This is a genomic window from Streptomyces sp. NPDC012508 (genome assembly GCF_042902595.1).
GTDB lineage: Bacteria > Actinomycetota > Actinomycetes > Streptomycetales > Streptomycetaceae > Streptomyces.
Genome location: NZ_JBIBEO010000010.1, coordinates 176,611 through 196,945, shown reverse-complemented (window position 1 = coordinate 196,945; position 20,335 = coordinate 176,611). Strand labels below are relative to the sequence as shown.

The 20,335-nt window shown below is 72.4% G+C and carries 15 protein-coding genes and 1 pseudogene; 7 read left to right on the top strand and 9 right to left on the bottom strand.

The window, feature by feature from the left end; all coding sequences use genetic code 11:
- Nucleotides 1-57 precede the first annotated feature (57 nt).
- Nucleotides 58-1,371, top strand: a pseudogene (locus ACFY8U_RS30985) (MFS transporter); the annotation flags it as partial.
- Here ACFY8U_RS30985 and ACFY8U_RS30980 read toward each other — a convergent pair.
- From ACFY8U_RS30980 to ACFY8U_RS30960, 5 genes are all read right to left on the bottom strand, one after another.
- The gene (locus ACFY8U_RS30980; RefSeq protein WP_389575548.1) at nt 1,362-4,415 is read right to left on the bottom strand and encodes an alpha-mannosidase; all 3,054 of its coding nucleotides are present in this window, start codon (nt 4,413-4,415) and stop codon (nt 1,362-1,364) included. The pseudogene ACFY8U_RS30985 and the gene ACFY8U_RS30980 sit on opposite strands and share 10 nt — an antisense overlap.
- A gap of 34 nt (nt 4,416-4,449) precedes the next feature.
- Nucleotides 4,450-5,754 carry a glycosyl hydrolase gene (locus tag ACFY8U_RS30975; RefSeq protein WP_389575547.1) on the bottom strand — a complete coding sequence of 435 codons (1,305 nt, stop codon included), beginning with the start codon at nt 5,752-5,754 and terminating at the stop codon, nt 4,450-4,452.
- 17 nt (nt 5,755-5,771) lie between these two features.
- Nucleotides 5,772-6,626: a carbohydrate ABC transporter permease gene (locus ACFY8U_RS30970; protein WP_389575546.1), complete on the bottom strand. Its 855-nt coding sequence runs from the start codon at nt 6,624-6,626 to the stop codon at nt 5,772-5,774.
- Between the two features lie 2 nt (nt 6,627-6,628).
- Entirely contained in the window at nt 6,629-7,501 is an 873-nt protein-coding gene (locus ACFY8U_RS30965; protein WP_361597873.1) for a sugar ABC transporter permease, read from the bottom strand.
- Nucleotides 7,502-7,580: 79 nt separating this feature from the next.
- Nucleotides 7,581-8,867 (bottom strand): ABC transporter substrate-binding protein, encoded by a 1,287-nt coding sequence (locus tag ACFY8U_RS30960; RefSeq protein ID WP_389575545.1) that lies wholly within the window; start codon nt 8,865-8,867, stop codon nt 7,581-7,583.
- Nucleotides 8,868-8,990: 123 nt separating this feature from the next.
- Here ACFY8U_RS30960 and ACFY8U_RS30955 point away from each other — a divergent pair, with 123 nt between their 5' ends.
- From ACFY8U_RS30955 to ACFY8U_RS30940, 4 genes are all read left to right on the top strand, one after another.
- On the top strand, nt 8,991-10,022 hold the full coding sequence (locus tag ACFY8U_RS30955) for a LacI family DNA-binding transcriptional regulator (protein ID WP_361597879.1): 1,032 nt from the start codon (nt 8,991-8,993) through the stop codon (nt 10,020-10,022).
- A gap of 204 nt (nt 10,023-10,226) precedes the next feature.
- Nucleotides 10,227-12,671, top strand: a complete 2,445-nt coding sequence (locus tag ACFY8U_RS30950; protein ID WP_389575544.1) for a discoidin domain-containing protein — start codon at nt 10,227-10,229, stop codon at nt 12,669-12,671.
- A gap of 215 nt (nt 12,672-12,886) precedes the next feature.
- Complete coding sequence (locus ACFY8U_RS30945; RefSeq protein ID WP_389575543.1) at nt 12,887-13,687, top strand: TIGR01458 family HAD-type hydrolase; 801 nt, start codon at nt 12,887-12,889, stop codon at nt 13,685-13,687.
- Between the two features lie 124 nt (nt 13,688-13,811).
- The gene (locus tag ACFY8U_RS30940) at nt 13,812-14,171 is read left to right on the top strand and encodes a hypothetical protein (protein WP_389575542.1); all 360 of its coding nucleotides are present in this window, start codon (nt 13,812-13,814) and stop codon (nt 14,169-14,171) included.
- A 105-nt stretch (nt 14,172-14,276) separates the two neighbouring features.
- Here ACFY8U_RS30940 and ACFY8U_RS30935 read toward each other — a convergent pair whose 3' ends face one another.
- The 3 genes from ACFY8U_RS30935 to ACFY8U_RS30925 all read right to left on the bottom strand — a co-directional run bounded on the left by ACFY8U_RS30935 (nt 14,277) and on the right by ACFY8U_RS30925 (nt 16,142).
- Nucleotides 14,277-14,729, bottom strand: a complete 453-nt coding sequence (locus ACFY8U_RS30935; RefSeq protein ID WP_361597888.1) for an SRPBCC family protein — start codon at nt 14,727-14,729, stop codon at nt 14,277-14,279.
- A gap of 193 nt (nt 14,730-14,922) precedes the next feature.
- A complete protein-coding gene (locus tag ACFY8U_RS30930; protein WP_389575541.1) occupies nt 14,923-15,618 on the bottom strand; it encodes an HAD family hydrolase in 696 nt (231 codons plus the stop codon).
- A gap of 41 nt (nt 15,619-15,659) precedes the next feature.
- Complete coding sequence (locus ACFY8U_RS30925) at nt 15,660-16,142, bottom strand: Lrp/AsnC family transcriptional regulator (RefSeq protein WP_361437941.1); 483 nt, start codon at nt 16,140-16,142, stop codon at nt 15,660-15,662.
- Nucleotides 16,143-16,454: 312 nt separating this feature from the next.
- Between ACFY8U_RS30925 and ACFY8U_RS30920 the strand changes: the two genes are divergently transcribed.
- Both ACFY8U_RS30920 and ACFY8U_RS30915 read left to right on the top strand, forming a co-directional pair.
- Nucleotides 16,455-17,957 (top strand): FUSC family protein, encoded by a 1,503-nt coding sequence (locus ACFY8U_RS30920; RefSeq protein WP_389575715.1) that lies wholly within the window; start codon nt 16,455-16,457, stop codon nt 17,955-17,957.
- Between the two features lie 287 nt (nt 17,958-18,244).
- Entirely contained in the window at nt 18,245-19,291 is a 1,047-nt protein-coding gene (locus ACFY8U_RS30915) for a lactonase family protein (RefSeq protein ID WP_389575540.1), read from the top strand.
- Between the two features lie 63 nt (nt 19,292-19,354).
- Here ACFY8U_RS30915 and ACFY8U_RS30910 read toward each other — a convergent pair whose 3' ends face one another.
- Nucleotides 19,355-20,278, bottom strand: coding sequence for a hypothetical protein (locus ACFY8U_RS30910; protein WP_361437945.1), 924 nt, complete (start codon nt 20,276-20,278; stop codon nt 19,355-19,357).
- Between the last annotated feature and the right edge of the window lie 57 nt (nt 20,279-20,335).

Here is a 20,335-nt window from a genome sequence, read left to right as displayed (position 1 = left end):
TATGCACATGTCCGCTACCGTGGTCACGACCCCCGGAGCCGAACGAGGGCGGGCCTCATGCTGTCCGTGCTGCGTCACCGCACCTACCGTCGCCTCTTCACCGCCCAGGTCGTCGCCCTCGCCGGTACCGGCCTCGCCACCGTCGCGCTGAGCCTCCTCGCGTACGACCTCGCGGGCGCCGACGCCTCCGCCGTCCTCGGAACGGCGCTCGCGATCAAGATGATCGCCTACGTCGGCATCGCCCCATGGATCAGCGCGTTCGCCGACCGGATACCCCGGCGCGCGCTGCTGGTCGCCATGGACCTCACGCGCGCGGCGGCCGCCCTCGCCCTGCCCTTCGTCACCCAGGTCTGGCAGGTCTACGTCCTGATCCTGCTGCTCCAGGCAGCCTCCGCCGCCTTCACCCCGACCTTCCAGGCGACGATCCCCGACATCCTGCCCGACGAGCGCGACTACACCCGCGCCCTCTCGCTCTCGCGCCTCGCCTACGACCTGGAGAACCTGTTCAGCCCCGCGCTGGCCGCCGCCCTGCTCGTCCTCGTCCCGTCCGGCCTGCTCTTCACCGGCACCGCCGCGGGCTTCCTCGCCTCAGGCGCCCTCGTCGCCTCCGTCCTCCTGCCCACCCCCGCACCGGCGGAGCGGACCGGCGGCGCGTACGCCAGGGCCGCCTTCGGCATCCGGCTCGTCCTGGCGACCCCGCGCCTGCGCGCCCTCCTCGCGCTCGATCTGGTCGTCGCCGCCGGCGGCGCGATGGTCATCGTCAACACCGTCGTCCTGGTCCGCGAGGTCCTCGGCCGCCCCGTCGGCGACGTCACGTTCGCCCTCGGGGCGTACGGAGCGGGCTCGATGGCCGCGGCGCTGCTGCTGCCCCGTGTCCTGGACCGGGCCGGCGACCGCGCCCTGATGCTCCCCGCCGGCTTCGTGACGGCCGGGATCCTGGCCCTCCTCCCGGCCGGCCTGGCGGCGGGCCCCAGGCCGTGGTCCTGGCCCGCCCTGCTCATCGCCTGGCTCCTGCTGGGGGCCGCCACCTCGGCCGTACTGACGCCCGGCGGGCGGCTGCTGAGGCGCTCGGCGGGCAGCGCGGACCTGCCCGCCGTCTTCGCCGCCAGGTTCTCCCTCGCCCACGGCTGCTGGCTCCTCGCCTACCCCCTGGCCGGGTGGACAGCCGCGCGCGCCGGCCACGCGGCCGCCGCCGGCGCGCTGGGCCTCCTCGCCCTGCTCGCGGCCGTCGCCGCCCTACGGCTCTGGCCGCGCATGGACCCGCACGAGCTGGAGCACCGCCACCCCGAGCTGGCCACCGACCATCCGCACCTGGCCGGCTCGGGGCGGCGCCACGTGCACGACTTCCGTATCGACGCCCTTCACCCGCGGTGGCCGGCCCCCGTGAAGCGCAGCGTGACCAGCTCGAAGGGGCGCAGGGCCAGCTCCACGGCCCCGTCCTCCCCGCGCGCGGTCCCCGGCGGCACGTCGGCGAGCGGCCGCTCCAGCAGATCGCACACCGTCACCCCCTCCCAGACGAAGTCGGTGCTCAGGCGCGCCCGCGCCCGACCGCCCCGGGACTCGTAGACCCGCACCACCACATCCCCGCCGCGGTCGTCGGCCAGTTTCACGGCGCTCACCACGACGGCGTCGTCGTCCAGGGTGACCAGCGGGACGACCGCCGCGTCCCCGGGGACCCGGCGCTCCGGAAGATTGACCCGGTACCCCTCGCGCACCGCGTCCCCGACGGAGGCGCCCGGCACCAGCGCGTGGCGGAACCGGTGCACCCCCTGGTCCGTGTGCGGATCGGGGAAGCGCGGGGCACGCAGCAGAGACATCCGTACGGTCGTCGTCGTGCCGCCGTCCTCGGGCCGTACGGTACGGGTCACGTCGTGCCCGTACGTCGACGCCGTGACCAGGGCGACGCCCCAGCCGGGTTCCTCGAAGTGGACGAAGCGGTGGTTGCACGCCTCGAACTTGGCCGCCTCCCAGCTGGTGTTGGTGTGCGTCGGCCGGTACAGGTGGCCGAACTGGGTCTCCGCCGCGTACCGATCGGTGTGGAGGTCGAGCGGGAAGGCCGCCTTGAGGAACTTCTCCGTCTCGTGCCAGTCGACCTCGGTCTCCAGGTCGAGCCGCCTCGCGCCCGCAGCGAGCGTCAGCGTCTGCACCGCGCGCGAGGCCCCGAACGTCCGCGTCACCCGGACGGACACGGAACCCGCGCTCTCGGCGGCGAGCGTCACCTCGTCCGCCCCGGTCAGATCCGTCACGGTGTTGCGGTAGAACTCGTCGACATCCCAGGCGTCCCACATGTTCGGGAAGTCGGGGTGGATCTGGAGGAGATTGCCGGCCGCCCCCGGGGCCAGCGTCTCCCGTGCTGCCGCCAGATCGAGCACCGACACCACCAGGCCGCGCCCGTCCACCGTCACCCGCAGCAGCCCGTTGTCCAGGACGAACCCGCCGCCGGGCCGCTCCTGAGCGGTGCAACCGCGCGGCGCACCCGTGACGACCCGCGCCCCGCCCGCCGGCACGCCGGCGCGCTCGTGCGGGGCCGCGTTGAAGACCGTCTCGCCGCCCGCCGACGGATCACCGGCGAGCGCCCGCTGCGCACGGCCGATGATCCCGTTCAGCTCCTCGGCGACCGCCGCGTACGTCCGCTCCGCCTCGCGGTGCACCCACGCGATCGAGGAACCGGGCAGGATGTCGTGGAACTGGTGCAGCAGCACCGTCTTCCAGATCCGGTCCAACTCCTCGTACGGATAAGGAACTCCGGACCGCACGGAGGCCGTGGCCGACCACAGCTCGGCCTCGCGCAGCAGGTTCTCGCTCGCCCGGTTGCCCTGCTTGGTCCGCGCCTGGCTCGTCAACGTCGCCCGGTGCAGCTCCAGATACAACTCGCCCACCCAGACGGGCGCGTGCGGATACTCCGCCTCGGCCTTCGCGAAGAACTCCGCCGGCCGCTCCCAGCGCACCCGCGCCGAACCCTCCAGATCCCGCATCCGGGCCGCCTTCGCGACCATCTCGCGGGTCGTCCCGCCACCGCCGTCGCCCCAGCCGGTCGGCGCGATCGAGTGCCGGGCCCGGCCCTTGTCCTTGAAGTTGCGGACGGCGTGGGCGATCTCCTTGCCCCGCATCGAGCAGTTGTACGTGTCGATCGGGGGGAAGTGGGTGAAGATCCGCGTCCCGTCGATGCCCTCCCACCAGAACGTGTGGTGCGGGAACGAGTTGACCTGGCTCCAGGAGATCTTCTGCGTCAGCAGCCACTTCGACCCGGCGGCCTTGATGATCTGCGGCAGCCCGCCCGCGAAGCCGAACGTGTCGGGCAGCCACGCCTCCTCGTTCTCGACGCCGAACTCCTCCAGGAAGAACCGCTTGCCGTGCACGAACTGACGGGCCATCGCCTCCGAGCCCGGCATGTTCGTGTCGGACTCCACCCACATGCCCCCGGCGGGTACGAAGCGGCCCTCCGAGACCGCCTTCTTCACCCGCGCGTAGACCTCCGGACGGTGCTCCTTGATCCACGCGTACTGCTGGGCCTGCGACATCGTGTAGACGAAGTCCGGCTCGTCCTCCAGGAGCGCCGTCATGTTGGCCGTCGTCCTGGCCACCTTGCGGACCGTCTCGCGCAGCGGCCACAGCCAGGCCGAGTCGATATGGGCATGCCCCACCGCGCTGATCCGGTGCGCCGACGGCTCGGCCGGCGAGGCCAGGGCCTCGGCGAGGCGTGAACGGGCCGCCTCGGCGGTACCGTTGACGTCCTGGAGGTCGACCGCGTCCAGCGCGCTCTCCACGGCCCGCAGGATCTCCCAGCGCCGGGCGCCCTCCACCGGCAGCTCCGCCATCAGCTCGCCGAGCACCTCCAGGTCGATCACCAGCTGCCACACGGTCTCGTCGAAGACCGCCAGGTCCATCCGGGCCAGCCGGTACTGCGGCTTGTCGCCCGCCGTCTCCTTCGCGCCGAGCTCGGTCGGCAGGAAGGGGTGGTAGTCCAGGATCACCGGATTGGACGCGGCCTCCACATGCAGCAGCACCGTCTCGCCCCCGACCGCGGGAGCGGCGATCCGCACCCACTGGTTGCGCGGGTTGAGGCCCTTCACCGGTGACCCGTCGGGCAGGTAGACCAGCCCCTCGCACTGGAAGCCGGGCATGTTGGCGTCGAAGCCGAGGTCGATCAGGGCCTCAACCGTCCGGCCCGCCCATGCCTCCGGAACCTCCCCGGAGACCGTGAGCCAGCTCGTGCCCCAGGGGGCTCCCCAGGTGTCGCCCGCCGCGATCGGGGTACGCGGCGCGGCGATCCCCTCGGCCACCGGCACCGGTTCGTCGGGCGCGGTCCAGATCCCCACCTCCAGGGGCACCGACTCCGGATGGATCGCCGGACGGATGCGCTCCTCCAGGACGCGCTTGAGACGGGACTCGATCAGGGTGCGGTCGTCATGCATGCCAGTCGCTCCATCACGTAAGAGAGGGTGGTCGTCAGGGCCTGTCGACGTCGTCGACGGTGACCGTCTCGGTGATCCCGCGTGCGGTGAGATGATCGCGGTCCGACGCCCGGGACGCCAGTACGGCGGTCGGCCGCGCGCCGTCCGCCGCCAGCTGCATGAACGCCTCGAAGTACGCCCCGCCCGGCGCGCACGTCGAACGCTTCGAGGCCTCCTCCGGAAGGTCGTCCGCCGGTAGATCGAGGATCAGGGCCGTGGTCCGCGGCTGTGGGCGAGAGGGACGCCGCCGGAACTCCGCCACGGCGTCGGCGAGCGCCCGCCCGGCCGGTTTCACCTCGCGGTCGCTCGTCAACAGGCCGAGGCTGTACTCCAGTTCGGGGAAGTCGGCCAGCGCGCGGTCGACGTCGTGGGAGCACCACCAGGTGATGCCCCAGAGGTCCGGACAGTCGAGCGCCGCCGCCACGGTCGTACGGGTGAAGTCGGCGGCCCGGCGGGGCGCGATGTGCGGGGCGGGCGCCCCCACCTCCTGGAGCCACACCGGCCGCCCAGGATCGTCCGCCCACGCCTTCGACAGCTCGATCAGATACGCGGCGTGCTGCCCGGACGCCACGGACTCGGGGCCGTAGCGCTGGGCGGTGCCGTTGAAGACCCAGGAGTGCACGGCCGTCACCCCGCCGAGCCGGGCCGCCTGGGCAGGGGTGAAGGGATGGTCGTCCAGGTACCACGCGGCGTCGTACTCCGCGTGGAGATGCAGCCGTCCGGGCGCCGCCCGCTCGCACTCCGCGAGCATGCGCCGCAGCCAGCTCTCCGCCTCGCCCGGGGTGATCCGGTCCGGATCGGGGTGCGGGTCGCCGGAGAACTGGTTGATCTCGTTGCCGAGCGTCATACCCAGGAAGTTGGGGCGGTCCGCGAGCGCCGACGCGAGGGTGCGCAGATAGGCGGCCTGGCCGTCGAGCACGTCGGGATCGGTGAAGAGATTGCGCCGGTGCCAGGTGAGAGTCCAGGAGGGCCGGAAGTCGAAGCTGGACAGATGGCCCTGCAGCCCGTCGACGGCCACGTCCAGGCCCCGCTCGGCCGCCGCGTCCACCATGGCGGCCAGCTGGGCGACGGCGCGCGGGCGGATCAGGGTGCGGTTCGGCTGGAAGACGGGCCACAGCGGGAAGACCCGGACGTGGTCCAGGCCGAGGCCGGCGATGGAGTCCAGATCGGCGCGGACAGCATCGAGATCGAAGTCGAGCCAGTGGTGGAACCAGCCCTGACTCGGCGTGTAGTTGACGCCGAAGCGCGGCGCGTCGGGCGGAAGGCGCGGGGCGTCGTGCTGAGGGGGCGTGCTCGGCATGGGGTCCTTTCCACGGGTCATCCCTTGATGGCGCCTTCCTCGACGCCCTTGAAGAAGAACCGCTGGAGCGCGGCGAACACGGCCACGATCGGCAGAAACGCGATCATGGTCCCGGCCGCGATCAGCCGCGGGTTGGCGGTGAAGGTGCCGTCGAGGTACTGCAGCCCCACGGTGAGCGTGTACCGCTCGGGGTCGTTGAGCACGATCAGCGGCCACAGGAAGTCGTCCCAGGCGCCGATGAAGGTGAAGATCACGACCACGCTCAGCATGCCCCGTACGTTCGGCAGCCCCACATGGATCAGCCGCTGCCACACGTTCGCGCCGTCGACGAGCGCGGCGGCGTCGAGCTCGGGTGGAACGGCCTGGAACGCCGTGTACATCAGCAGGATGTTGAGCATCGCGATGGCGCCGGGGAGGGCCACCCCGAGCAGGGTGTCGGTCAGGCCCATGCTGCGCACGGTCACGTACTGGGAGACGATCGTGACCTCCCCCGGCAGCACCAGGGTGGCCACGAAGAGGCCGAGCACGAGCCGGGCGCCGCGGAACCGCAGCCGGGAGAGCGCGAAGCCCGCGAGCGTGGCCCCGACCACGTTGCCCGCCACCGCGACCGCCGCCACCGTCAGCGAGTTGAGGGCGTACGTCCACACCGGGATGGTGTCGGCGACCTGTGCGTAGTTGGAGAACGTCGGGTCGCGTGGCAGGAAGTCCGGCGTACGGGAGTAGACGTCCTCGCCCGGTCCCTTGAGCGACGTGGACAGCTGCCAGAGGAACGGACCCGTGGTGAGCAGCAGGACCAGCGCGAGCAGCGCGTACCGGGCCGCCTTCGCGGCCGGACCGGGTGTGCCGAAACCCCGTGACGCTCGTACGGGCATGGTCAGGCCGCCTTCCGGTTCAGCCGGGCGAGGAGCAGCATCGGGCCGATGGTGATCACGAAGAGCAGCAGGCTCAGGGCGGAGGCGTAGCCGATGTGCCCGGTGAAGCCTCGGCTGTACATCTGGATGAGCATGACCACCGACATGTCCCGGCCGCCCGGGCCTCCGGTGCCGTGGGAGAGGACGTACAGCTCGGAGAAGACCCGCAGCGCGGAGACCGATATCAGGACGGAGACCAGCATCATCGTGGTCCGTACGCCGGGCAGGGTGACGTGCCAGAAGCGGCGCACGGCGGAGGCCCCGTCGACGGCGGCGGCCTCGTGCAGCTCGCGGCCCACGTTCCCGAGCGCGGAGAGATAGATGACCATGTAGTACCCGAGGCCCTTCCACACGGTCAGCCCGATGGCGCTGAACAGCAGCAGCCAGCGGTCGGTGAGGAAGTCGACCGGCCGGTCCGTGAGACCGAGCCGGCCGAGCACGCCGTTGAGGAGACCGCGGTCGTCCAGGAGCCAGCCCCAGATCAGGGCGACCACGACGGCGGAGGCGACCACTGGTGTGTAGAAGGCGGTACGGAAGAAGGTGATGCCCGGCAGCTTCTTCTCCACCAGCAGCGCGAGCAGCAGCGGCAGCAGGGTCAGCAGGGGCAGGCAGATGAGGAGGTAGACGATGCTGTTGATCAGCGCGTCGGTCAACTGGTCGTCCGTCAGGGCGCGTTCATAGTTGGCGAGGCCGGTGAAGCGGCCGCCGCCCAGCGGTTTGGCATTGGTGAACGACAGGATCACGGTGTTCACGGCCGGCCACAGATTGAAGACGGCGAGCCAGACGACGGCCGGTCCGGCGAGCAGCCACGGGGTGAACCAGCGCCGGTGAGTCATGGGGTGCCTTCCGGGGAGGGAGAGCGGCGCCGGGGGACGACGGCGCCGCTCGCGGCCGGTGTTCGGTACGTGCCGGAGGTCAGTCCTTCAGGAGCTGATCGGCGCGCTCGACCGCCGTGTCCAGCGCCTCCTTGGATCCGGCCTGGCCGTTGAGGGCGAGGGCGATCTGCTGGTTGACGACGGTCTTGATCGCCTCGTTGGCCTGGACGGGCTCCAGCATCTTCGCCGTCGCCAGCGAGGTGAACGCCGTGACCTTGGCGTCCCCGGCGTTCGTCCCGTCGCTCTTGCTGAAGAAGGCGTCCGAGGCCGAGGCCTTGGTGGAGGGGAAGATGCTGGTCAGGTGGGCGAAGGCGGCCTGGTTCTCGGCGTTGGTGATCCAGCGGGCGAGCGCGAGGGCGGTGGCCCGGTTCTTGGTCGCCCTGGAGACCGACAGACCCTGGACGTACAGCGGCGGGGTGCCCGTCGCGGGGGAGGAGACCACCTTGGGCGCGAGGCTCGGGTTGTCGGTGGCCAGCGAGGTGATGTAGTTGCCGCCCGCCGTCGTCCAGGCGGCCGTGCCGGAGGAGAAGAGCTTGGTGTTGCCCGCGTACGTCTCCGTCAGCACGTCCTTGGGCAGCAGCCCCTCCTTGAACGCGCCGCGATAGGTGTCCAGGAGCGCGGCGGCCTCGGGGGTGTTGAAGGTGAACCTCTTCCCGTCGTCGGACATCAGCTTCACCCCTGCGTCGGCGAAGTCCATCAGCCCCGGCTTGCGGCTCATGAGATAGACCTCGCCGCCGGACTTCTCCTTGACGGTCCTGGCCGCCGCGATCAGCTCGTCCAGGGTGGCCGGCGGCTTCTTCGGGTCGAGGCCGTACCGGGTGAGCAGCTCGGAGTTCCAGTAGTTGACGTCGGTGTTGAGGTACCAGGGGTAGCCGTACGTGCCGTCGTGGCCGGCGAAGCGGTAGGCGGCGGTGCCGCCCTCGACGTAGTCGGCCTCCAGCTTGGGATCGGCGCCCGCCACGTCGAGCAGCCTCTTCTGCTTCACCAGCGGCAGCGCGAAGTCCGGCGGCAGATTGACCACATCGGGCAGCGTGCCGCCTGCCGCCTGACTGAGCACCTTCTCGGAGTAGCCGTCGCCCGGCTGGTCGAGCCACTCCACCTCGACGCCCGGGTGCTTCTTCTCGAAGGCGTCGATCACGCCCTCCATGTACGCGGTGAACTTCGGCTTCAGGGCCCAGGTCTGGAGCGAGACCCTGCCCGTCACCTCGCCCCCGCCCGCGCCGCCCGCGTCCTCCGGGGCGTTCGGGTCGCCGAGGCCACAGCCGGCGAGGGTCACCGCGGCGACCGCGGCCACGGCCAGCCGTTTCCAGTGGCTGCTTGTTCGCATATGAGAGGTCTCCCGGTCTGTTCTGGCGGACGAGGCAGAGCTACTAAACCGGTCTAGCGATGGGGGACTATGCTCCCGCTACACTCCGCTGTCAAGACAGTGCGCGAGACCGAAGGGGCGCCCGTGGCCAGACCGACGATCGCCGACATCGCCCGCCGGGCCGGGGTGTCCAAGGGCGCCGTGTCCTTCGCGCTCAACGGCCGGCCGGGGGTGAGCGACGCCACCCGCGAACGCATCCTGCGGGTCGCGGAGGAGATGAACTGGCGCCCCCACAGCGCCGCGCGCGCCCTGGGCGGCGCACGGGCGGGCGCGGTCGGCCTCGTCCTGGCCCGCCCCGCGCGGACCATCGGCCTCGAACCCTTCTTCAGCCATCTCCTCAGCGGACTCCAGGCCGGACTGTCCGTGCGAGGTACGGCGCTGAACCTGCTGGTCGTGGAGGACACGGCGGCCGAGATCGAGGTCTACCGGCGCTGGACCTCCGAGCACCGGGTGGACGGCTTCGTCCTCGTCGACCTCCAGGTCCGTGACCCGCGCATCCCCGTCCTGGAGGAGCTCGGCGTGCCCACGACCGTGCTCGGCGGACCCGGCCGGCACGGCAGCCTGCCCAGCGTCTGGGCGGACGACCGCGAGGCGATGATCTCGATCGTCGACTATCTCGCCGCCCTCGGCCACCGCCGTATCGCGCACCTCGCCGGACTCCCGGCCTTCCAGCACACCCAGCGGCGGATCCGGGCCGTGCGGGACAGCGCCCGGCGCCTCGGCCTCACCGAGGCCGTCTCGCTGCCGACCGACTTCAGCGACGCGGAGGGCGCGGCCGCGACCCGCGCCCTGCTCGCCCGGCCGCAGCGGCCGACGGCGATCATCTACGACAGCGACGTGATGGCCGTGGCCGGGCTCGGTGTGGCCACCGAGATGGGTGTGGCCGTCCCCGGCGAACTGTCCGTCGTCTCCTTCGACGACTCCGCCCTCACCCGCATCGTCCACCCCTCGCTCACGGCGCTCTCCCGGGACACCTTCGCCCTCGGCGAGCAGGTCGCGCGGGCACTGCTCGCGGTCGTCGACGACCCGGCGGCGGCGAGGGACATCAAGAACCCCACACCGCGGCTCACGGTCCGCGAGTCCACGGCGCCGCCGGCCCTTGACCCGGCCAACTAAAGCCGTTTAGCCTCCCGGGCGAGACGGCGACCGGCTCGCCCCGTACCGCCGCGGTCCGCACGTACCGCCGCACGCCCATGCCGAACGGCATGCCCCGCGAACGCTCGCCGGTCGCTTGCACCGCCGCACCACCGCGCACGCTCGTACCGCCGCACCTCCCGTACGCCCAGCACCCCCACCCTTCCCGCTGGACCGGAGTATCGGATGAGACGACACCTCCCCCTGCTGACGGTCGCGGCGCTCCTCGCCGCCCTGCTCGGCCTCGCCCCCCACGCGCCCGAGGCGCACGCGGCGCCCGAGGCGCCCGTGGCACCCCGGGCCCCGGTCGCCGCCGGGGACCAGCCCTACGCCTCGTACTGGCACCCCGACACGCTCCTGAACTGGGACCCGGCCACCGACCCCGACGCGCGGTTCAACCGCTCCCGCGTCCCGCTGCGCCCCCGTGTCTCCGACCCGGCGCTCAAGGCCAACGCCAACGCCCGCGCGGGCGAGGGGAAGATCGCCGCGCTCGTCTCCTTCGGCCCGACCTCGAACAACCCCTCGCAGGGCTCCACGAACCCGCACTACTACGCCTTCGGCCACTGGCAGTACATCGACAAGCTGGTCTTCTGGGGTGGTTCGGCGAGCGAGGGCCTGATCCTCGCCCCCAACGCGACCGTCATCGACGCCGCGCACCGCAACGGCGTCAAGGTCTACGGCACCGTCTTCTTCCCGCCCACCGCCTACGGCGGCCAGATCCAGTGGGTACGCGACTTCGCCCGGAAGACCGGCTCCACCTACCCCGTCGCCGACAAGCTCGCCCAAGTGGCCCAGTACTACGGCTTCGACGGCTGGTTCATCAACCAGGAGACGGCGGGCGGCGACGCGGCCCTCGCCACCGAGCTGCGCAACGAGATGCGGTACGCCCGCTCCCTCGGGCCCGTCGAGTTCATGTGGTACGACGCGATGACCGAGTCCGGCGCGGTGACCTGGCAGGACTCGCTGACCTCCGCCAACGACTCGTTCCTCCAGGAGGGTGCGCAGCGGACCTCCGACTCGATGTTCCTCGACTTCGGCTGGAGCGCGGCCGGCCTCACCTCCTCCCGTACGCTCGCCCGGAGCCTCGGCCGGAGCGAGTACGAGCTGTACTCCGGCATCGACACCGAGGCGAACGGCCACAACACCGCCGTCCCCTGGGCATCGGTCTTCCCCGCCGGTCAGCCGCACGTCACCTCGCTCGGCATCTACCGGCCGGAGTGGACCTTCACCTCCTCCACCGGGCGCGCCGACTCCCATGCGCGCGAGGCCCGTTACTGGGACGGCGCCAACGGCGACCCGTCGAACACCACGACGACCTCGGCCTGGAAGGGCCTCGCCCACTACGTCCCGGAGTCGTCCGCCGTCACCGCCAAACCGTTCGTCACCTCGTTCGGCGCCGGTCAGGGCGACTTCTTCCACTCCGGCGGCGTCCGGGTCTCCTCCACCGGCTGGAACAACCTCTCCCTCCAGGACGTGCCGCCCACCTACCGCTGGCTCGTCACCTCCAGCGGCTCCAGGCTGACCCCGTCCATCGACTTCACCGACGCCTACGAGGGCGGCTCCTCGCTGCGCCTGACCGGCAGGCTCGACGCCGTGAACACCGTCCGGCTCTACCAGACCAAGCTGCCGGTCGCCGCCGACACCAAGTTGTCGGTGGTCCTGAAGACCCCGGCCGCCGGGCCCACCCGTCTGAAGGCCGCCGTGTCGTTCACCGACGCGCCGGCCACCTTCACCACCCTCGACCTCGGCTCGACGACCACCACCGGCTGGGAGCGCAAGACGCTCGACCTGGCCGCCTTCACCGGCCGGACCATCGCCCAGGTCGGTCTGCAGGCCTCGGGCTCCGCCCCCTCGTACGACATCCGGGTCGGCCAACTCGCCGTCCACGACGGAGCCGTGGACACCGCCGCCGCCCCGACCGGGGTCACCGTCCTCGGCGCCACCGACGTCGGTGCGGGCGCCAAGTCCCTGCGCCTGGCCTGGACTCCCTCGGCCTCCGGCTCCGTCCACCACTACGAGGTCTACCGGCGGAACGCCGACTCCACCCGTACCTTCCTCGGCGCCACCCCCAACGACGCCCTCTTCGTCCCCCGGCTCGACCGTGCCGGTACGGAGACGTCGACGACGCTCGACATCGAGGCCGTCTCCACCGAGTACGGCCGCTCGCCGGCCGCGACGACCACCGTCGGCTGGTCCCCGAGCACCGAGTCCAACCTCGCCCTCGGCCGCCCGGCGACCGCCTCCGGCCGGTGCAACAGCGGCGAGGGCCCGGCCAAGGCGGTCAACGGCTCGGTCTCCGGCGGTACGACCGACAAGTGGTGCACCACGGCCTCGGTCCCATGGCTGGAGGTCGACCTCGGGTCGGGCCGATCCATCGACCGGGTCACGGTGAAGCACGCGTCGGCGGGCGGCGAGAGCGCGTCCTGGAACACCCGGGACTTCACCCTCCAGGTCCGGAGCTCCGCCACGGACCCCTGGACGACCGCCGCGACCGTCACCGGCAACACGGCGGCCACGACGACGCACCCGGTGAGCGCCTCGGCACGCTACGTACGGCTCCAGATCACCAGGCCCACGCAGACCACCGACCCTGCCGCACGGATCTACGAGTTCGAGGTCTGGGGGTCTTGACGAGGGAGAAATAAGGAGGAAAATCCCTAATACACCAGAAAACCAGAGCGAGCCGCACCCGTCGGTGAAGACGTTCGCCGACCCGCGTGACCCACTCGCTGGCTCTGGCCAGGCCCCCGGCAGATCCTCCCGGAACTCAGGCCTTTCGGCGACGGCCGAGACGTCCGAGTGCGGAGACGGACTACCGGGGACTGCATGTGTGGAGGGTCCTCCCCATGCCCCGTATCGAAGCGGTCCTGATCGACATCGACGGTGTGCTCACCGTCTCCTGGAAACCGCTGCCGGGCGCCGTGGCGGCCATGGAGCGACTGCGGGAGAGCGCAACTCCGCTCGCGCTGGTCACGAACACGACCTCGCGCACCCGCGCCTCCATCGCCGCCACGCTGGCCGAGGGGGGCTTTCCCGTCGCCGTCGACGACATCCTCACGGCGCCCGCCGCCACCGCCGCCCATCTGCGGGAGCAGCACCCCGATGCGCGATGCCTGCTGATCAACACCGGGGACGTACGGGACGATCTCGTCGGCCTGACGCTCACGGGAGCGGACGAAGAGCCCGACGTGGTCGTGCTCGGCGGGGCAGGTGAGGACTTCGGCTACGCGGCGCTCAACCGCGCCTTCCGTCATGTACGGGAGGGCGCACGGCTGGTGGCCATGCACCGCAACCTGTACTGGCGTACCGCCGACGGGCTCGACCTCGACACCGGAGCCTTTCTGATCGGGCTCGAACGAGCCGCCGGGGTCGAGGCGGAGATCACCGGAAAACCGTCCCGGGCCTTCTTCGAGACCGCCCTCGCGCACGTCGGCGCCTCGGCCGCCCGCACCCTGATGGTCGGCGACGACATCGAGTCGGACGTCCTGGCCGCCCAGCGCTGCGGGATCACCGGGGCTTTGGTGAAGACCGGCAAGTACCTGCCTGAGACCCACCGCGCGGCCTCCGGGGAACCGGACCACGTCCTCGACTCGTTCGCCGATGTCCCCGATCTCATCGATGATCTCACCCGAACGGGTGACGGCTGATCGTTTCCGCAGGTCAGAGGGGGAGTGAGGGTGATCGTTCCGGGGGAGAGCCCGGGAGGCCGGGCGGCACTTCGGACGTCGCCCGACGTCACCCCCGACGTCACTCCGGCCGTACCGCCGAACGATGGGAAGCTGTTCCATGCGCCTGCGCGCCCTCGCCACCGCCGCCGCCTGTGGTCTCGCCGTGCTCTTCGCCGCCGCCCCCTCCGCTTCCGCCGCCGAGGGGGAGTTCACATACGTCTACAACGACCCGACCGGCGCGCCGCACCTCGGGGCCCTCGCCGACCCGCCGAGCGGGGTGTGCCTGACCCTCGCCGAGGTCGCGGACCCGTGGACGGCGCCCGCCCACTCCCCGCGCAACAACACGACCTCCACCACCACGGTCTTCACCGGTCCCGACTGTGAGGGCGACCGGTTCACCCTTCGGCCGCAGGGCGGCCACGCCTCGGAGCGGCTGAAGCTGCGCTCCGTGGTCTTCAGCTGATCCGAACCCCGACCCCCGACCCCGACCACCGAGCCACACCGGCCCCGCCGCGCCGCGCCGCGCATCGGGGCGTGGGACGGGTCGGTCGGCGGGGCGGCCGGGCGGTCAACGGGCGGCTCCCGCCTCCAGGATGCCCTTCAGGTTCTGCTCGTTCCGGGGCAACTCCTTACGCGTGGCCGGGCGGACGACGAGAGGGACGAGCATCTTGCCCATCCCATGGCCCTCGAAATCCAGGGAGATCGTGAGCCGGGAGTGCGTGCCGTCGTCGATCGGCTCGATCCTGCCCTGGACGTCACCGCGCACCGGGCCGTCGATGCCGTGGATGTGCCAACTCCTGGGTGGGTCCATGTCGATGACCTGCATCGTCGTGACCATCTCGCGCCGCCCCATCCGCCGGGTCACGGCGACCTTCGAACCGACGCCCAGCGGTACGTCTCCCAGCGGCCGGACCGAGACGGCGCTCTCCTGCCACTCGGGCAGATGGGTGGGGTCGGTCACGTAGGAGAAGACCTCCTCGGGGCTGCGGGAAATGTCGATGGATTCCTTGATGGCAGACATTTCGCCCTCTTTGAGTGCCTGTGTGTCTGTGTATCTGTGTGCCTGTGTTGGCGTGTTGTCACTTCATACAAATGATCCCATGTATGGCGAAGTGTCGCTATTGATCCGGATCGACGGCACGTGGAACCAGTCCACCCGGGCGCATGCCGTCCGGGCCGAGATCGTCGGAGCGGGTCACGGGGCACACCCCACGTCAGCGTGTCCGGACCGGTAGGTCAAGCCGGCCCAGCGCCGCGTGCGCGGTGAACTCCGCCTGGCCGCCCGGGAAGAGCAGATCGGCGGCGAGGAACGCCGGATCGTCCGCCGTGGCCGCCACGTACGGCAGCGCCACGCACCGCATGCCCGCCGCCCGCGCCGCAAGGGCGCCCGGGGCCGCGTCCTCGAACACCACGCACCGCGCCGGGTCCGCGCCGAGCCGGCGCGCGGCCTCGCGGAAGACGTCCGGCTCCGGCTTGCCGCGACCGACCTCCTCGGCGGAGACGAGCGTCGTCAGACAGGCGTCCAGACCGGTGCCGGCGAGGACCGCCTCGATCGCGGCGCGGGACGAACCGGAGGCCACGGCCATCGGCACACCCGCCGTATGCAGGCGCTCCACGAACGTCCGCATCTCCGGATAGACCGGGGTCGAGGCCCGCGCCAGCTCCAGATAGCTCCGGTTGGTGGCGTCGAGCAGCTCGTCGACGGGCGCGTCGATCCCGTACCGCACGGCGAGGATCTCCAGCGTCTCGCGGGTCCCGATCCCGATGAACCGGGTGTGCCGCTCCCAGTCGAAGTCCGTGGCGCCGGCGAAGGCGGCGAGGGTGCGCCGGGTGGCCTCGTAGTAGTTCGGCTCGCTGTCCACCAGCGTTCCGTCGAGATCGAAGATGACCGAGGTGGGGGAGGTGCTCATGGGTCAAGCATCTCAACGGAGGGGAGGGGTCCGGTCCGGCGTCAGCCTCTGCGGGCCGAGGCGCGCCCCACCGACTCCACGAGCGGCAGCAGCCGGTGCGCCACGCGCTCGCGCAGCGCCATCTCCGTACGGGTCCTGACCACGCCCGGCAGCTGGATCAACCGCTGGATCACGTCCTCCAGGTGCCCGTTGTCCCGGGCCACCACGCGCGTGAGGAGGTCCCCGCCGCCGGTGATCGAGAACGCCTCGACGATCTCCGGCACCGCGGCGAGCGCGTCGCCGACCTCGTCCAGATGCCCCTGGGTGACCTCGATGTGGACGAACGCGAGGACGGGGTGACCGAGCGCGGCGGGGGAGAGGACCGGACCCGTCGCCGTGATCACACCGTCCCGCTCCAGCCGGTCGATCCGGGCCTGCACCGTGCCCCGGGCGACCCCGAGGATCCGCGCGTACTCGCGCACGCTGGTGCGCGGCTGCTCGATCAGGAGCCGCAGGATCCGGGTGTCGAGCTCGTCCACCGCCATGGTCCGTTGGCTCCCTTCTGGCTGGGCTGGTGCTCTCCCGACTGTACCAATGGTCCAGCGTTCGACACGTCGGTTGAGCCACTGGGTGTCCAGGTGTTTACCTCTGAGAACAGTAGTGAATTCTTGGCGCCGCGCGAGCGCCGGACCGGCGACGAGGCCGGTGACCGGACCGCGGCGCCTTTCCCATGTCCTGGGGCCGCCACAAGCAGGCCGGGGCACGAGATGACGCGAAGAGGGTGTGTGTTCAGCAGCGGGGGCGGAACTACCGTCGTGAAGAACCTCCGGGCGACCGGTCGTCGGCTGGTCAGGCTCATGTTCGTGGCCCCCGATCCCGGCCGCGTCCGGCTGCGCGTCTCCTCGCGCGCCGTCCTCGCCATCGGCCTCGCCGTCGGCGCGGCCGAACTCTGCGGACTCTCCCTCACGGCGTCGATCACCGGCGGTCTCGCGGCCCTGCTCGCGCTCTTCACCGTCGCCGACCCCACCGTCCGCCGCCAGGCCGTGACCACGGCGCTGCTTCCCGCGGCCGGCTTCCCCGTCCTGGCGCTGGCGACCACGCTGCACGGCGCCCCGCTGCTGCGTGACGCGTCATGGCTCCTCGTGATCTTCGCGGGTGTGTACGCGCGCCGGTGGGGTCCGCGCGGACACGCGCTGGGCATCTTCGCGTTCATGATGTTCTTCGTCACCCAGTTCCTGCACGCGCTGCCGGCGCAGCTGCCGGAGCTGTACGGGGCGGTGGGCCTGGCTCTCGCGGCGGCGGGGGCGGTCCGCTTCGTGGCCTGGTGCATCGAGCGGCGCGTGCCGCCGCCGGCCGCGCCCGTGCAGCTGCCCGGCCGCGGCCTCGACCGGCCCACGACGCGGCAGGCGTTCCAGGCGACGGTCGCCTGCGCGGTCGCGCTCGCCGCGGGCCAGTTCATCTCGCACGAGCGCTGGTACTGGGCCGTCGGCACCGCGTGGTGGATCTTCGTCAACACCGCGTCGCGCGGCGAGACGCTGGTCCGCGGCTTCCGGCGGGTCGTCGGAACGGTGACCGGCATCGCCGCCGGATTCCTGATCGCGATCCCGCTGGCGGGCGCGTCCGCGCCGACGGCCGCGCTGGTCGCCGTGTGCGTCTTCGGGATCTTCTACACGGCCCCCCTCTCGTACAGCTGGATGATGTTCTTCGTGACCGTCATGGCGGGGCTGCTGTACGGGCTCCTCGGCGTGCTGCATCCGGGGCTCCTGGTGCTGCGCTTCGAGGAGACGGCGGTGGGTGCGCTCGGCGCGGCCGTGGGCGTGGTGCTGCTGCCGGTGACGACGCACGCGGCCACCAACGCGTGGATCGAGCGGGCCGTGACCTGTGTGCACGCCTGCACCACGGCGGCGGCGCGGCGCCTCGCCGGCGACCCGGAGGCCGACCCGGCGCCGCTCGCCGCGGAGCTGGAGGTGCTGCTGGGCCGGGCCCGGCTCTCGCTGGCGCCGCTGGTCCACCCGCTGAGCCCGCTGCGCGCCCGCAAGGCGCGCGCCCGGCGGGTCCTGGCGCTGCTGGACGACTGCGCCCGCGAGATCCGCGGCCTGGCGGCGGTCGCCGCGGACCCTGACGCCTCGCACGACGCCCGCCTCGCGGCCGCCGCGTGGCGCGTCGAGTCGGCCGTCCACGCGCTCGTCCCCCCGGTGGGGCCCGCGCGCAGGGCCACGGCGGAGGTCTCCGGAGCCCCGACCCATCACCCGGGCGCCGAGGCGGCACTCACCCACCTCCAGGGCCTGGAGCAGGCCTTGGTGGCCCTGGCGGCCCCGGTGCGCACGTCTCCCAGCGCCCCGCTGGTCCCCGCGGCCTGACAGCCCCCGCCCCGCCAGCCCGAGTCGCCCGCCGGCGGCCTTCCTCGCCGTTCGGCGGCCTCAGGGCCGCCGGGGCGCGGGCTGGACGCGTGAGGGCCGGGTGCGACGGGCCTACACCGTCCCCCGTCCTCGTGGCCACGGCCGCGGGCCCCGGAGGTCCGGCGAGGTGCACGGGCCTGCGGCGCGTCCCCGCGCGTCTGTGATCCAAGTTGGTCTAGACCGCCTGCTAACGTCTGCCCCGACTACGGGGCCGTTCGGCGAGGGTCGCGGCCGAGAGGGGAGATGTCATGGGTGGCACGGACGTACGCGGATCGGTGCGGGCCTTCGTCGGGTCGTTCACGTCCTCCGGCGGGCGCGGCATTCTCGTGGCCGAGGTCGAGCCGGAGACTGGGGCCCTCGTCGTCACCGGTGCGGCCGGACAGCTCGCCGATCCCTCCTACCTCACCCTCGTCGGCCCCGTGCTCTACGCCGTCTCCGAGGCCGAGGACGGCGCCGTGGCCGCCTTCGACGTGTCCGGGGCCGTACCCAGGCCGCTCGGCGAGCCCGTGGCCGTACAGGGCGCGGGGCCGACGCATCTCGCCGTCGCCGAGGGGCACGTCCTGACCGCCAACTACAGCTCGGGCAGCGTCACCGCGCTGCCCATCGCCCCGGACGGAACCCTCCGCCCGGCCACCGTCGTCGCCCGCCACGAGGGCGCCGGGCCCGTCGCCGACCGTCAGAGCGGCCCGCACGCCCACCAGGTCCTGCCCGCCCCCGGCGGCCGCTGGGCGACCGCCGTGGACCTCGGCACCGACTCCGTACGGATCTACGCCCTCGACCCCGTGTCCGGGGCGCCGCGCCACCACGGCGAGACCCCCCTCCGTCCCGGCACCGGCCCCCGCCACCTGGCCTTCCATCCCGCGGGCGGCCACGCCTACGTCCTGCACGAGCTGGAGCCCGTCCTCACGGTCTGCCGCTGGGACGCCACGACGGGCACCCTGGAGCCGCTCGGGGAGACCCCCGTCGTCCCCGCCGGAACCCCCGGCCCGAGCTACCCCTCCGCGATCGTCGCGGCCCCCGACGGCCGCTTCCTGTGGGTCGCCGTACGCGGCGACGACAGCATCGCCGTCCTCGCCCTCGACCCGAGCGGCGAGAAGGCCGAACTCCGTACCTCCGTGCCCAGCGGCGGCCACTGGCCCCGGGACCTGGCCCTCGAGCCCTCCGGCCGGCGGCTGTACGCGGCCAACGAGCGCTCCGGCGACGTGACCTGGTTCGACCTCGACGCGGAGAGCGGCACTCCGCACCGCGCGGGCTCCGTCGAGGCTCCGGCCGCCTCCTGCGTCGTCTTCGGCTGATCCGGCGGAAACGGGTGAGGGCCCGCCACCGGACACCTCCGGTGCGGGCCCTCACCCGTCCACTCAGTGAGCCGGAGCCCCCTGCGGCTGCTGCGGCGCGATGCCCAGCGCCGCCGTGTACTGCGACAGCACCAGCTTGCCGATCGCCGGGTACGCGCCCAGCGGCTCGGCGGCGGCGCAGCCCGCCTCCTTGGCGGCCGCGTCGAGCAGGCCGTCGGCCAGCTCGGGGCCGATGAGGTACGGGGCGAGCGCCAGCTGCTCCGAGCCGGAGCCGCGCAGCTGCTCGGCGATCGCGGTGATCGAACCCTCCTGGTCGAGCGCGGCGGCCATCACCGGGACGGCCAGGCGCGCGGCCAGCAGCATGCCGGTGATGCCCGCGGCCTGCACGGCCTCCTCGCCGCCCACCGTCGCGAGCACGATGCCGTCGGCGGCCGTGGCGACCGTGAAGAGCCGCGCGCGGTCCGCACGGGCCAGACCGGCCTCCGACAGACGCACGTGCAGCGCCTCGGCGAGCAGCGGGTGCGGACCGAGGACGTCCGTCAGCTCGGCAACGTTGCCGCTGTCCATCACGGCCTGCCGGATCCGGCGCATCAGCGCGCTGTCCGGGCCCGCGAGCAGCGGAACGACGACCGCGGCCGGACCCTCCGGGGCGCTGACCTCACGGCCGGCGGCCAGAGCCAGCTCGTACCGCTCGGTGCGCAGCGCCTCGGCGCGCGCCAGTACGCCCCCGAGGGTGGGGTACTCGGCGTCGTCCCCGTCCAGGTAGCCGATCGCGGCCTCCAGGCCGGGCAGCTCGGAGCGGGCGATGCTCACGACCTCTTCGGCCAGCGAGCGTATGGCGGCCGACGGCACACCAGGAACAGCGAGAACCAGCGCGGGAGCGCCCTCGGGCGCCGCCACGGGTTCGGGGCGACGGTGTCGCCCGGGCTGGCGGGGTCGCGGCATTCGTACAGGCAGGCCGGAAGCAGGCCCAGTGGGGGAGCTCATGGCGCCGCATGCTACTGGTTTTGACCGCCGAGCACTGCGGTGAGGTGCAGCAGAGCG

Bases quoted from the DNA above. Each gene is read 5' to 3' on its own strand.
- ACFY8U_RS30920 (WP_389575715.1), top strand. From the start codon at position 16,455: ATGTTCGTGGCCCCCGATCCCGGCCGCGTCCGGCTGCGCGTCTCCTCG.
- ACFY8U_RS30975 (WP_389575547.1), bottom strand. From the start codon at position 5,754: ATGCCGAGCACGCCCCCTCAGCACGACGCCCCGCGCCTTCCGCCCGAC.
- ACFY8U_RS30935 (WP_361597888.1), bottom strand. From the start codon at position 14,729: ATGTCTGCCATCAAGGAATCCATCGACATTTCCCGCAGCCCCGAGGAG.
- ACFY8U_RS30965 (WP_361597873.1), bottom strand. From the start codon at position 7,501: ATGACTCACCGGCGCTGGTTCACCCCGTGGCTGCTCGCCGGACCGGCC.
- ACFY8U_RS30915 (WP_389575540.1), top strand. From the start codon at position 18,245: ATGGGTGGCACGGACGTACGCGGATCGGTGCGGGCCTTCGTCGGGTCG.
- ACFY8U_RS30930 (WP_389575541.1), bottom strand. From the start codon at position 15,618: ATGAGCACCTCCCCCACCTCGGTCATCTTCGATCTCGACGGAACGCTG.
- ACFY8U_RS30980 (WP_389575548.1), bottom strand. From the start codon at position 4,415: ATGCATGACGACCGCACCCTGATCGAGTCCCGTCTCAAGCGCGTCCTG.
- ACFY8U_RS30945 (WP_389575543.1), top strand. From the start codon at position 12,887: ATGCCCCGTATCGAAGCGGTCCTGATCGACATCGACGGTGTGCTCACC.
- ACFY8U_RS30940 (WP_389575542.1), top strand. From the start codon at position 13,812: ATGGGAAGCTGTTCCATGCGCCTGCGCGCCCTCGCCACCGCCGCCGCC.
- ACFY8U_RS30925 (WP_361437941.1), bottom strand. From the start codon at position 16,142: ATGGCGGTGGACGAGCTCGACACCCGGATCCTGCGGCTCCTGATCGAG.
- ACFY8U_RS30960 (WP_389575545.1), bottom strand. From the start codon at position 8,867: ATGCGAACAAGCAGCCACTGGAAACGGCTGGCCGTGGCCGCGGTCGCC.
- ACFY8U_RS30950 (WP_389575544.1), top strand. From the start codon at position 10,227: ATGAGACGACACCTCCCCCTGCTGACGGTCGCGGCGCTCCTCGCCGCC.
- ACFY8U_RS30910 (WP_361437945.1), bottom strand. From the start codon at position 20,278: ATGAGCTCCCCCACTGGGCCTGCTTCCGGCCTGCCTGTACGAATGCCG.
- ACFY8U_RS30970 (WP_389575546.1), bottom strand. From the start codon at position 6,626: ATGCCCGTACGAGCGTCACGGGGTTTCGGCACACCCGGTCCGGCCGCG.